This is a genomic window from Mesorhizobium sp. LMG17149 (genome assembly GCF_024518695.1).
In the GTDB taxonomy this organism is placed as follows: Bacteria; Pseudomonadota; Alphaproteobacteria; order Rhizobiales; family Rhizobiaceae; genus Mesorhizobium.
Genome location: NZ_JANIFL010000011.1, coordinates 47,844 through 60,440, shown reverse-complemented (window position 1 = coordinate 60,440; position 12,597 = coordinate 47,844). Strand labels below are relative to the sequence as shown.

The window sequence follows — 12,597 nt, the reverse complement described above, 5'->3', positions numbered from 1 at the left end:
AAGGTGCCGGCAGGCGGATGAGGGGCGGCGCCGAGTTCAACAATTGATGATCCCAACTTGGATTGGGCGCATGCACAAAGAGGAAAGAAATGCTCGAAATAGCACCGACGAAACAGGCAGCCGCATGGCTCGAATCCCTGGCGCAGGCACTCGCAGCCGGCGACGTGGCCGCTGCGAGCAACCTGTTCGTCGACGATTGCTACTGGCGCGATCTCCTGACCTTCACCTGGAACATCACCACCATGGAAGGCCGCGAAGCGATCGCCGACATGCTGGCGGCGACGCTGGCGACGGCCAAGCCGAGCGCGTGGCAACTGACCGGCGAGGCGATCTCGGACGATGGCACCATCGAGGCGTGGTTCAGCTTCGAAACCGCGGTGGCCAGGGGAGAGGGCATCATGCGGCTGCGCGACGGCCGCTGCCGCACGCTGTTCACGGCAATGACGGACCTGAAAGGCTTCGAGGAGCGCAAGGGGGCGAAGCGGCCGCTTGGCGTGCGCCACAAGGCCGATCCCAGGCGCGAGACCTGGTCGGAGGCGCGGGCGCGCGAGACGCGCGAGCTCGGCACCGAGGAACAGCCCTACTGCCTGGTCATCGGCGGCGGCCAGGGCGGCATCATGCTGGGGGCGCGGCTGCGCCAGCTCGGCGTGCCCACCATCGTCATCGAGAAGAATGCGCGGCCGGGCGATTCCTGGCGCAACCGCTATCGCACGCTCGTGTTGCACGATCCGGTCTGGTACGACCATCTGCCCTACATTCCCTTCCCCGAAAACTGGCCGGTGTTCACGCCCAAGGACAAGATGGGCGACTGGCTGGAAATGTACACGCGCGTCATGGAACTCAATTACTGGGTCGCCACGAAATGCCTGAGCGCGTCCTATGATGAGGCCGAAAAAGTCTGGACCGTGGTCGTCGACCGCGTCGGCCGCCAGATCACGCTGAAGCCGAAGCACATCGTCTTTGCCACCGGCGCCTACGGTCCGCCACGGCGGATCGATCTGCCGGGCGCCGACCGGTTCAAGGGCGAGTTGCTGCACTCCAGCCAGTATGCCAGCGGCGACAGATTCCGCGGCAGGAAGGTGGCCGTCATCGGCGCGGCCAGTTCCGGCCATGACGTCTGCGTCGACCTCTGGGAAAGCGGCGCCGAGGTCACCATGATCCAGCGCTCACCGACGACGGTGGTCAAATCGGACACGCTGATGGAAGTCGGTTTCGAGATCTTCTCGGAAGACGCATTGGCGCGCGGCATCACCACCGAGAAGGCCGACATGATCGTCGCCTCGACGCCGTTCGCGCTGGTGCCCAAGGGCCAGCGGGCGCTCTACGAGGTGATCAAGGCGCGCGACGCGGCCTTTTACGACCGCTTGCGCGCCGCCGGCTTCGCCCTCGATTTCGGCGACGACGAGACCGGCCTTCTGATGAAGGCCTACCGCACCGGCTCCGGCTACTATATCGATGTCGGCGCTTCCGACCTGATCATCGACGGCAAGATCGGCATCCGCAGCGGCGTCGCCATCAAGTCGCTGACCCCGAGCGGCATCCTGTTCGAAGACGGCAGTGAACTCGCCGCCGACGCCATCATCGCCTGCACCGGCTATCAGTCGATGAACGAGACGGTGGCTTCGATCGTCTCGCGCGAAGTCGCCGACAAGGTCGGCCCCTGCTGGGGGCTTGGCTCGGGCGTAAAGGGCGACCCCGGACCCTGGCAAGGCGAGCTGCGCAACATGTGGAAGCCGACCGCGCAGGAAGCGCTGTGGTTCCACGGCGGCAATCTGGCGCTGTCGCGCTTCTATTCGAAATATGTGGCGCTGCAGATCAAGGCGCGGATGGAGGGCATTGAGACGCCGGTTTATGGGAAGCCGAGCAATTCGGGGCGGTAGCCATCTACCGCAAGAGCTAATCGTGCCGATGCCCAAAATGCCTCGCGGCCACCTCAACATGCGTATGCGACGCCTGCGCCACGAAACGCTCGGTCTCGTTGTGATCAGCCGCCTCGTTCGGCCACCAGGTGCCGCCGATAACGATGCCATCCGACACCAGCCTCTGGTCGGCGACCAATGACGCGCCGACCGCATCGACGAAGGTGAAGCGGCCCGGGCGCTGCCGGAGCACAGCGACATCGCCGACAGTGCCCACCGCCAGCGTGCCCAGATCAGGCCGCGCGATCGCCCGCGCCGGCGCTTGCGTGGCGGCGCGCAGGACCTCGACCAGCGGCATGCCGAGCGCCAGCAGCTTCGACATGCAGACCAGTATGTCGAAGGCCGGCCCGTCGACGCAGTAGAGATGCACGTCGCTCGAGATCACGTCCGGCGCCAGTCCTTCCTCGAGCATGGCGCGGGCAACGGCGAAATCGAACGAGCCCATGCCATGGCCGATGTCGAAGATGACGCCGCGCTCGCGCGCCAGCCGCATGTCCGGCCGCACCGCGCCGGAAGCAAATACCGGCGCATTGGGAAACGGCCGGAAGCAGTGGGTGAGAATGTCGCCCTTGCGCAGCCGCGGCAGCACTTCCGAGCGGCCGGGCGGCGGCTCGTCGATATGCGCCATCAGCGGCAGGCCGGCCTGGTCGGCGGCCTCCAGCGCCAGATCCACCGGCGCGATGCCGCTGGTGCCGCCGGCATGCTTGCCGGAGCGGACTTTTACGCCAACCACGACATCGCGGTGTTCACGCACCGCTGCCACAACCTCGCGCGGCTCGCACAGCCTGAGGTCGCTGCACTCGCCGACCGACACTGTCTGCGAGAAGCCGAAAATGCCGGCAAAGGAAATGTTGACATAGGCCAGGATGCGGACCTTCGACCGCTCCATGACATGGCGGCGGAAGCCGAGGAAATTGCCGGCGCCGGCACTGCCCGCATCGATGAAGGTGGTGGTGCCGCTCTTGGCGGCCAGCCGGTCGGCATCGACGCCAAGCGACGTGCCGCCCCAATAGACGTGGCTGTGCAGGTCGACCAGGCCCGGCGTGACGATGCAGCCGCCGGCATCGACGATCTGCGCTGCGCTGTCCGCCGGGATATCGGCATCGACTGCGGCAACGCGGCCATTGGCGATGGCGACATCGCGCGGCGCGTCGAGGCCAGCGGCCGGATCGATCAGCCGTCCGCCCTTCAGCAGGAGGTCGAATTGCATTGCGGTCACCTCCGCTTCGTTGCTTTGCCTACAGAGGCCGGTAGGCGACCGCCTCGACCTCGATCTTGATGTCGATCATCAGCCGCGATTCGACCGTGGTGCGGGCCGGCGGGTTTTTGGGGAAATGCCGGGCATAGACCGCGTTGAAGGCGCCGAAATCGCGCGCATCTTCCAGCCAGACCGTGGTCTTCACCACATCGTCCATGGTGCAGCCGGCCAGCGCCAGCGCGGCCTTGATATTGGCGAGCACCTGCTCGGTCTGTTCCGATATGCCGCCCTTGACCACGATGCCGTCGCTGCCGACGGGAACCTGGCCCGAGACATAGACGAGATCGCCGGCCCGCACGGCGGGCGACAACGGCACATGCGATGTTCCAAAACACTGTTTCGGCAAGGGACAGCCTCCTCTGATGACAGGACGGGGTGCCATGGCAGCGCCCGCTTCGATCGACATTTACGCCGATCGGGGCGATCCTCATAGGGGGCCTTGTTGGAAAGCAACATTCTTCGAAATCCGTGTTGCTTTATTACAAGAGCGCTTGCATCGTACGCGCTTACGGGCGGCTTGGAAGCCGCAACGTACAGACGCATTTGCCAGAGCGGAGACACCCAGCGATGACTTACGACAAGAACCCGTTTCCATCAGGCGATGCCGATCGCCACGCGCTCTGGGAAATGCTGGTGCGGCGCGACATCGACGCTTTCATCGGCCAGGACTGGGCCATGGTCGAGGATGATTTCGTCGCCGAGAGCTTCTTCGGCATGCACGCGCATTTCCTCAGCAATGCCGATGCCTGGCGGCTGCAGTTTCCAAGGCTGGACATCTACCGCGACGAATGGCTGCGCCAGGCCAGGGAGACGGCGGCGACCAAATTCGCCGAGCCGCTGCGCGAGGCGCTGTTTCGCGTCACCAACATGCGCGACATCGATGTCGACGGCGACCGCGCCGTGCTGCACAAGAAATTCGACGGCTCGGTTGCCAAGGCGGACGGCAGCGTCGACCGCTTGAAATGGCAGACGCTGTATTTCTGCAGCAAGGTCGGCGGCAGCTGGAAGATATCAGGCTTCGTCGGCTACATGCCGCATCCGCTCGGCAGCTAGAACCACCGATCACCAGAGCGCAGGATGGGTCGGGCCGAACGTGCGGCCCGGCACCGCGGCCGCCATCAGCGAGCCGTTGAACAGCGATGGCGGATGCAAGGCGCCGCATTCCATCAAACGCATCGCCAGACATTGGCAATGCCTTTTGCGCCCATTCTTACGAATTTGTATGCCGCCGGACAGGCCGGTGTGAACTCGTTTGCTTACGATGCGTGGGGCGGATCGCCATCGCCCCGCCGCAACCGTCGACTTCTGGACTTCAGCCATGCTCGCGCCCAACAGGCAACAACCCGCCGCACCGAGCCACAACAGGGTTCCCGACGTCACCCTCGACTTCTGGCTGGTCAAGCTGATGGCGGTCACCACGGGCGAGACCGCGGCGGATTATCTTGCCGACACAATCGGGCTCGGGCTGACCGCCACCTCGCTGATCATGACCGGCATCCTGATCGCGGCCCTTGTCCTGCAGTTTACCCGGAAATGCTATGTGCCGTGGGCTTATTGGCCGGCGGTGGTGCTGATCAGCATCGTCGGCACGCTGGTGACGGACAGCCTCGTCGACAGTTTCGGCGTGCGCCTGCAGACGGCAACCATCGCCTTCTCGGTCGCGCTCGCCGCGACATTCGCGGTCTGGTACGCCAGCGAAAGGACGCTGTCGATCCACACCATCTTCACCATCAGGCGCGAGATCTTCTACTGGCTGGCGATCCTCTTGACCTTCGCGCTCGGCACCGCCGCCGGCGACCTCGTCGCCGAAAGCTTCGACATGGGCTACCTCACGACGGGGCTGCTGTTCGGCGGTGCCATCGCGCTGATAGCGCTCGCCTACTGGCTGCTGCATCTCGACGGCATCCTGGCCTTCTGGCTCGCCTATATCCTGACGCGGCCGCTTGGCGCTTCGTTCGGCGACCTGCTGTCGCGGTCGGCCAGGCACGGCGGCCTGGGTCTCGGCACCATCTTCACCAGCCTGCTCTTCCTTGGCTGTATCATTGCCCTCGTCCTGCACATGACCCTGAAGGAGGCAACCGACGAGGCCGATGAACTGTTGCTGGACCTGGACTAGGTGCAGGGCGGATGCGCTAGCGTTGACAATTGCCGAAAACCCCACCGCTTCGGCCAATCTTGAACGTTCTAGCGCCACCATACCTGCGCCTTCGTGACATCCTAGGAACAAGCCCGTGCCGGTGATAGCCTCTCCACCTCGGCAAAGGACCGGACCTTTCATGCGACTGCTTCTCGTCGAGGACGACCACAGGACGGCCGACTATATCGTCAGGGGACTGACCGAGGCCGGCCATATCTGCGACCTCCTGCGCAATGGACATGACGCGCTGTTCGCGGCGACCCGGGGCAATTACGACGTGATCGTCGCCGACCGGATGATCCCCGGCCTCGACGGTCTGTCGATGATCAAGGCGGTGCGCGCCGCGGGCGTACGAACGCCCGCGATCTTTCTCACCTCCGTCGGCGGCATCGACGATCGCGTCGAGGGGCTGGAGGCCGGCGGCGACGACTATCTGGTCAAGCCCTTCGCCTTTTCCGAACTTCTCGCCCGCATCAACGCGCTTGGCCGGAGGCCGGCGGCGCAGGAGCAGAAAACCGTCCTGCGGGTCGCCGACCTCGAAATGGACCTGATCATGCGGCGGGTCACGAGGCAGGGCCAGCCGATCGACCTGCAGCCCAGGGAATTCAGCCTGCTGGAAGTGCTGATGCGCGGCGAAGGCCGCGTCATCACCCGCACCATGCTTCTGGAGCGCGTCTGGGATTTTCATTTCGATCCCAGGACCAGCGTCGTCGAGACCCATATCAGCCGGCTGCGGGCCAAGGTCGACAAGCCCTTCGAAACCCAGCTCATCCACACCGTCCGCAACACCGGCTACAGCCTGCACGCGGCGTCATGACCGGAACATGGTCCCGCCTGCTGCGCAGCACGCCGTTCCGGCTGGCCCTGACATTCGCCTTCCTGTTCGTGCTCGCCTTCGTCCTGTCAGGCGCCATCGTCTACCAGATGATGAGCGCCGATCTTGCCGAGCGGCTCGACGACACCATCAAGGAGACCTACGCGGTCGTCGCCGCGACCTATGCCGAGAACGATCTCAAGGAGCTCGTCGAGACCGTCGGCAGCCACTCCCTGCGCAGCCCTAGGAAGGAGCAACTGTTTTCGCTGACCGACGCGACGGGCAATCGCCTGGCCGGCAACTTCACCGCGGCAGGGCTTCCCGACGGCTTCTCGATGTTCGACGCCGAAATGCCCGGCGTACCGCCCGGCGCCGAGTACCGCGCCTATTCCGGCCCCGTCGGCGGCAACACCCTGACCGTAGCCTTCAGCCTTTCCGAGACGGAGGAGCTGGAGAGGATCGTGCTGATGAGCTTTGGCTGGGGAACCCTGATCATCACCGGGCTGGCGGTCGCCGGCGGCGCCCTGCTGGCCTCGCGGGTCCAGCGCCGTCTCGACGGCATCGCCGCCACCATGGTGGATGTCTCGCACGGACGGCTGGACACCCGCATTCCCCTGACCGGCAAGGGCGACGACATCGACATCGTCTCCAGCCAGGTCAATGCCGCGCTCGACCGCCTGTCGGCACTGGTCGAAGGCATGAAACAGGTCAGCGCCAACATCGCCCACGACCTGAAGACGCCGCTCAACCGGCTGCAGATGATCCTCGACACCGCATCGGAAAAGAACCTGTCGGGCCAGAAGATCGCGGCTGAACTGGCCGAGGCGCATGCCGAGAGCCTGCAGATCAACGAGACCTTCGATGCGCTGCTGCGCATCGCGCAGATCGAAGCCGGCGCCCGCCGGGCGCGGTTCACCGATGTCGATCTGGGCGAGGTGCTGCAGACCATCGCCGAGATCTATGCCGATGTTGCCGAGGACGACGGAAAGTCGCTGTCGTTGGCGCAACCACCGGAAACGACGGACCGGATCCATGGCGATCGCGAGCTGTTGACGCAGATGTTCGCCAATCTGGTCGAGAACGCGCTGCGCCATTGTCCATCGGGCACGACGATAAAGCTGTCGGCGGCGCGCCAGGACGAACGCGTCGTTGCCGGCGTCGCCGACAACGGTCCCGGCATTCCGGCCGACGAACATGAAAAAGTGTTTCAGCGGCTTTATCGGCTGGACCATAGCCGGTCGACATCGGGCAGCGGGCTGGGTCTCAGCCTTGTGCGAGCGATTGCCGATCTGCATGGCGCATCGATCACGCTGGGCGATGGGCAGCCCGGGCTTGCGGTGGCGGTGAGTTTTCCGCTGGCGACGGGTTAGAGGCCGATCTCCCCCCTTGAGGGGGAGATGTCGCCGAAGGCGACAGAGGGGGTCGCCTCGCGTGAAGCGCCAGCCTCCATCTGTCGCAAGGAGGTCGCATCCGGTCGGACCGACCCCCTCTGGCCTGCCGGCCATCTCCCCCTCGAGGGGGGAGACCAGCAGCTTCACCGATCAATCCGCGTCGACAGGATGATTGACGACAGGGTCCGCTCGACCCCATCCATGGCGCCGATCTGGTCGAGCAGCATGTCGAGGTCGCGGATCGATGGTGCGTCGACGATGACGATCATGTCGAAATTGCCGCTGACCGAATGCAGCGTCCGGACCGTCGTCAGGGCGCGCAGGCCGCGCACCACCTTGTCGGCGAGCTTGGGCGTCACGGTGAGCAGTACATGCGCCCGCACCAGCCCCTGCTCGTAGTCCGGCGCCAGCCGCACGCCGTAGCCTGATATGATGCCGCGCTGCTCCAGCCGTTCGATCCGGCTCTGCACGGTTGTCCGCGAGACGCCAAGCCGCCGCGCCAGCTCGGCGGTCGAGGCGCGCGCATTCTCGCGCAGCAGCGAAAGCAGGGTCTGTTCGGCATCGCTGAGCATTTCGACGATTCTTCTCGGCGGACTGACCAATCAATGGGTTCGTTTCGTACAAAACCACGCTTCCTTTCGACGGGCAAGCTGCGAATCTGTGCTCACAACCAGTGAGGGATTTGTCATGAAGAAAATTGTCGTTGTCGGCGCCGGCAAGATCGGCTCGACCATTGCCGAGATGCTCGCCGCCACGGGAGATTATCAGGTCACGCTCGTCGACCGCTCGGCAGCACAGCTCACTGCTGCCGAAGTGCCGACCACGGTTGCGACGCTTGAGCTCGACATCGAAGCATCCGGCACGCTTGAAGCCGCACTCGCCGGCAAATTCGCGGTGCTCAGCGCCGCTCCCTTCCATCTGACCACCCGCATCGCCGAAGCGGCGGCCAGTGCCGGCGTGCACTATCTCGACCTGACCGAGGACGTCGTCTCGACCCGCCGCGTCAAGGAACTGGCGGTTTCGGCCAGAAACGCCTTCATTCCGCAATGCGGCCTGGCGCCGGGCTTCATCTCGATCGTGGCCAACGATCTCGCCAGCCGTTTCGATTCGCTGGAGAGCGTGCGCATGCGCGTCGGCGCCCTGCCGCAATATCCCTCCAATGCGCTGAACTACAATCTGACCTGGAGCACCGACGGCGTCATCAACGAATATTGCGAGCCCTGCGAGGCGATCGTCGAAGGCGAGCTGGTCGAGGTGCCGCCACTGGAAGAGCGCGAGGAGTTCTCGCTCGACGGCGTCACCTACGAAGCGTTCAACACCTCCGGCGGCCTTGGCACGCTGGCCGAGACGCTGAAGGGCAGAGTGCGCACGCTGAACTACCGCACCATCCGCTATCCCGGCCACGCCGCGATCATGAAGGCGCTGCTCAACGATCTCGGCCTGCGCCACCGCCGTGACGTGCTGAAAGACATTTTCGAGAGCGCCCTGCCGGCGACGCTGCAGGACGTGGTCATCGTCTTCGTCACCGTCTCCGGCCGCAAGAACGGCCGCCTGCTGCAGGAGACCTACGCCAACAAGATCTACTCCAGGCGCATCGGCGACCAGGTGCGAAGCGCCATCCAGATCACCACGGCGTCCGGCATCTGCGCCGTGCTCGACATGCTGGCCGACGGCAGCCTGCCGGCGACGGGTTTCATCAAGCAGGAAGACATCGCGCTTGACGCGTTTCTGGCCAACCGTTTCGGGCGCGCCTATGCGCAGCACGAGATGGTGAGCCGGCTGGCGGGGTGATCAGCGTCTCTCTCTTGTGAGAGGCTGGCGGGACAGTGCCCCCCTCTGCCCTGCCGGGCATCTCCCCCTCAAGGGGGGAGATCGGCTGTCATCTTAGATTTCGCCAATTTTCAAAGTCTTGGAAGAGGCGGGTTGCCCGAAACTGCTGATCTCCCCCCTTGAGGGGGAGATGTCCGGCAGGACAGAGGGGGGCGAGTGTCCCGCCAGCATCACCGCCTTTGCACTATCACGAATCAAACGTGCAGCGCGTGCCCCAGCGCCTTGAGCGCCGCTTCCTGGAATCCCTCGCCTTGCGTCGGATGGGCATGGATGGTGCCGGCAATGTCCTCCAGCCTGGCGCCCATCTCCAGCGCCAGTCCAAAAGCCGCCGCCAGTTCCGAGACGCCCTGCCCGACCGCCTGGATGCCGAGCACCAGATGGTTGTCCGCGCGCGCGACGACCCGAACAAAACCGTCCTCGCCGAGCTTGGTCATCGCCCGGCCGTTGGCGGCGAACGGGAACGTGCCGATCTTGATCTCGCCGCCGAGCGCCTTGGCCTCTTCCGGCGACAAGCCTGCCGTCACCAGCTCGGGATCGGTGAAGCAGACGGCGGGAATCGAGCGCTTGTCCCAGCTGCGTTTGTGACCGGCGACGATCTCGGCGACCATCTCGCCCTGGGCCATCGCCCGGTGCGCCAGCATCGGCTCGCCGGTGACGTCGCCGATGGCGAAGATGCCGCGCATCGAGGTGCGGCACTGGTCGTCGATGCGGATGAATTTTCCTGCCCTGTCGAGGTCGATCTGCTCGAGCCCCCAGCCTTCGGTCACCGGCTTGCGGCCGACCGTGACCAGGATTTTTTCGGCGGCGACCTTGGCGCTTTTGCCATCCGAGGTCTCGACCAGCAGCGCGTCACCCTTGGTTGAAAGCCCCTTGGCCTTGGCGCCCAGCATCACCTCGACGCCGAGCGTGGCGAGCCGCTTGACCACCGGCCGGGTCAGCTCCGCGTCATACTGCGCCAGCACGCGCGGCAAGGCCTCGACCACGGTCACTTTGGCGCCCATTTTGGCGAAGGCCATGCCGAGTTCCAGCCCGATATAGCCGCCACCGACGACCGCGAGTTTTTGTGGAACCGCGCCGAGTGCCAGTGCCTCGGTTGACGAAATCACCGGACCGCCAAAGGGCAGGAACGGCAGTTCGACCGGCGCCGAGCCGGTGGCGATGACGATCGCCTCGGCGCGGATGACTTGGCTTCCTGTCTCGGTTTCGACCTCCACAGTCTTGCCGTCGCGAAAGCTCGCCCAGCCATGCACGGTCTTGACTCCTGCCTTCTTGAGCAGGCCGGCGACGCCGCTGTTGAGCCGGCTCACGATGCCGTCCTTCCAGGCGATCGTCTTCGCCAGGTCGAGCGTCGGTGCGGTGAGCGAGATGCCGAGCGGGCTCTTGCCGCCTTCCATGTGCGACACCTTCTCGAACTCCTCCGCCGCGTGGATCAGCGCCTTGGACGGGATGCAGCCCACATTGAGACAAGTGCCGCCCGGTTTGCCGGCTTCGACGATCACCGTGTCGACGCCGAGCTGTCCGGCACGGATAGCGCAGACGTAACCACCGGGACCGGCGCCGATGACCAGCAGCTTGCAGGAGATTTCTTTCATGTTGGCATCCTGGTTCACAATGGTGCTGGAAGGCAGATAATGTTGGGTCCTTCGCGCCGCCCTCGAAGCGCGTAATCTCCCCCCTCGAGGGGGAGATGTCGCCGAAGGCGACAGAGGGGGTCGCCGCGCGTAGAGCGCCGGCCTGCATCTGTCGCGCAAGGCGGTCGCGTCCAGTCGTACCAACCCCCTCTGGCCTGCCGGCCATCTCCCCCTCGAGGGGGGAGATTACGCCCTCCACTGCTTTCGCTGATTTTCAACATTGTAAGAAGAAAACCAGTCCTCCAAGGCAGAGGGGGCGCTGTCCCGCCGACATCTCGATTGTCCCGCCCCTCAATCCACAAAGATCAGCGCCGGCGTTTCCAGCAGCGTCTTGATCCGCTGGATGAACACCGCCGCATCCCACCCATCGATCACCCGATGGTCGAAGCTCGACGACAGGTTCATCATCTTACGCGGGATGAACTGGGTGCCGTCCCACACCGGCCGCACCATCATCTTGTTGACGCCGATGATCGCCACTTCGGGATGATTGATGACCGGTGTCGTCGCCACGCCACCCATGGCGCCGAGCGAGGTAATGGTGATGGTAGAACCGGACAGCTCGTCGCGTGTCGCGGTGCCGGACTTGGCCGCCTCGGCCAGCCTGATGATTTCTGCGCCGCACTCCCAGATATCGCGCGCCTCGGCATGTTTGACGACAGGCACCACCAGCCCCGACGGCGTCTGCGCGGCAATGCCGATATGGATGCCGCCATGCTGGTGGATGATGCCGGCCTCGTCGTCGAACAGCGAATTGAGATTGGGCTGGTCCGCGATCGCCTTGACCATGGCCCGCATCAGGAACGGCAGCAGCGTCAGCTTCGGCCGCTCCACGCCACCCCTACCCGGGCGCTTCTCCTTGTTGAGCGCGGCGCGCAATTCCTCCAGCGCGGTGACGTCGATCTCCTCGACATAAGTGATGTGCGGGATGCGCGATTTCGACAGCGACATCTTCTCGGCGATCTTGCGCCGCAAGCCGACCACCTTGATATCCTGGATCGCATCGTTGCGGGCGAGGCCGGATGTCCTGGCAACCTGCGGCCCGCGCGCCAGGAACGCTTCGATGTCCTCATGGCCGATGCGGCCGGCAGGGCCGGATCCCGCAACCTGCCTGAGATCGATGCCGGCTTCTTTTGCCCGCAGACGAACAGCCGGCGAAGCCAGCGGTCTTTCGCCCTCGGGACGCGGTGCACCGGAGATGGAAGGCTGCGCCGTGCTTTTCGGTGACGCTGCCGGTTTCGCCTTAGGCTCGTCGCTCTTTGGCGATGTCTTCACGACCGGCGCAGCAGCCTCGGGCTTGGGGGTCGGAAGTTTTGCCGGAGGCTCAGCGGACACCGCTTGCATTTCGCCGCCTTGCGGCTTGGCGTTGCCCTCGCCCGCCACCTTCAGCCGCACGATGGGCGAACCGATCGCCACCGTGTCGCCGATCTCGGCGCCCAGCCACAGGATCTCGCCGTCGACCGGCGACGGGATTTCGACTGTCGCCTTGTCGGTCATGACGGCGGCGAGCACCGTGTCCTCGCGCACCATGTCGCCGATCTTGACGTGCCACTCGACCAGCTCGGCCTCGGCGACACCTTCGCCGACATCGGGCAGCTTGATGATGTGTTCGCCCAT

The 12,597-nt window shown here is 64.9% G+C and carries 12 protein-coding genes; 6 read left to right on the top strand and 6 right to left on the bottom strand.

The features are described 5' to 3' along the window. Positions 1-89: 89 nt before the first annotated feature. Entirely contained in the window at positions 90-1,880 is a 1,791-nt protein-coding gene (locus NP945_RS24160; protein ID WP_256747733.1) for an NAD(P)/FAD-dependent oxidoreductase, read from the top strand. Positions 1,881-1,896: 16 nt separating this feature from the next. Here the strand turns inward: NP945_RS24160 and NP945_RS24155 are convergent, their stop codons facing one another. Next, positions 1,897-3,129 (bottom strand): amidohydrolase/deacetylase family metallohydrolase, encoded by a 1,233-nt coding sequence (locus tag NP945_RS24155; RefSeq protein ID WP_256747732.1) that lies wholly within the window; start codon positions 3,127-3,129, stop codon positions 1,897-1,899. A gap of 28 nt (positions 3,130-3,157) precedes the next feature. Then, positions 3,158-3,559, bottom strand: a complete 402-nt coding sequence (locus NP945_RS24150) for a RidA family protein (RefSeq protein ID WP_256747731.1) — start codon at positions 3,557-3,559, stop codon at positions 3,158-3,160. Positions 3,560-3,744: 185 nt separating this feature from the next. Between NP945_RS24150 and NP945_RS24145 the strand changes: the two genes are divergently transcribed. Beyond that, complete coding sequence (locus NP945_RS24145) at positions 3,745-4,230, top strand: hypothetical protein (RefSeq protein WP_127408814.1); 486 nt, start codon at positions 3,745-3,747, stop codon at positions 4,228-4,230. A gap of 9 nt (positions 4,231-4,239) precedes the next feature. Here NP945_RS24145 and NP945_RS24140 read toward each other — a convergent pair whose 3' ends face one another. After that, positions 4,240-4,497 (bottom strand): hypothetical protein, encoded by a 258-nt coding sequence (locus NP945_RS24140; protein ID WP_256747730.1) that lies wholly within the window; start codon positions 4,495-4,497, stop codon positions 4,240-4,242. Here NP945_RS24140 and NP945_RS24135 point away from each other — a divergent pair. The 3 genes from NP945_RS24135 (at position 4,496) to NP945_RS24125 (ending at position 7,498) form a co-directional block, all read left to right on the top strand. Beyond that, positions 4,496-5,293: a hypothetical protein gene (locus NP945_RS24135; RefSeq protein ID WP_256747729.1), complete on the top strand. Its 798-nt coding sequence runs from the start codon at positions 4,496-4,498 to the stop codon at positions 5,291-5,293. The genes NP945_RS24140 and NP945_RS24135 overlap by 2 nt on opposite strands. 160 nt (positions 5,294-5,453) lie before the next feature. After that, positions 5,454-6,131: a winged helix-turn-helix domain-containing protein gene (locus tag NP945_RS24130; RefSeq protein ID WP_256747728.1), complete on the top strand. Its 678-nt coding sequence runs from the start codon at positions 5,454-5,456 to the stop codon at positions 6,129-6,131. Then, positions 6,128-7,498: a HAMP domain-containing sensor histidine kinase gene (locus NP945_RS24125; protein ID WP_256747727.1), complete on the top strand. Its 1,371-nt coding sequence runs from the start codon at positions 6,128-6,130 to the stop codon at positions 7,496-7,498. Before NP945_RS24130 ends, NP945_RS24125 begins: the two co-directional genes overlap by 4 nt. A 164-nt stretch (positions 7,499-7,662) precedes the next feature. On the opposite strand, the gene NP945_RS24120 is transcribed toward NP945_RS24125, so the two are convergent. Beyond that, positions 7,663-8,091 (bottom strand): Lrp/AsnC family transcriptional regulator, encoded by a 429-nt coding sequence (locus NP945_RS24120; RefSeq protein ID WP_256747726.1) that lies wholly within the window; start codon positions 8,089-8,091, stop codon positions 7,663-7,665. A 115-nt stretch (positions 8,092-8,206) separates the two neighbouring features. Between NP945_RS24120 and NP945_RS24115 the strand changes: the two genes are divergently transcribed. Beyond that, positions 8,207-9,310: a saccharopine dehydrogenase family protein gene (locus NP945_RS24115; protein ID WP_256747725.1), complete on the top strand. Its 1,104-nt coding sequence runs from the start codon at positions 8,207-8,209 to the stop codon at positions 9,308-9,310. A 233-nt stretch (positions 9,311-9,543) separates the two neighbouring features. Here the strand turns inward: NP945_RS24115 and lpdA are convergent, their stop codons facing one another. Further along, on the bottom strand, positions 9,544-10,941 hold the full coding sequence (gene lpdA / locus NP945_RS24110) for a dihydrolipoyl dehydrogenase (protein WP_256747724.1): 1,398 nt from the start codon (positions 10,939-10,941) through the stop codon (positions 9,544-9,546). A gap of 330 nt (positions 10,942-11,271) precedes the next feature. Continuing rightward, positions 11,272-12,597, bottom strand: coding sequence for a dihydrolipoamide acetyltransferase family protein (locus NP945_RS24105; protein WP_256747723.1), 1,326 nt, complete (start codon positions 12,595-12,597; stop codon positions 11,272-11,274).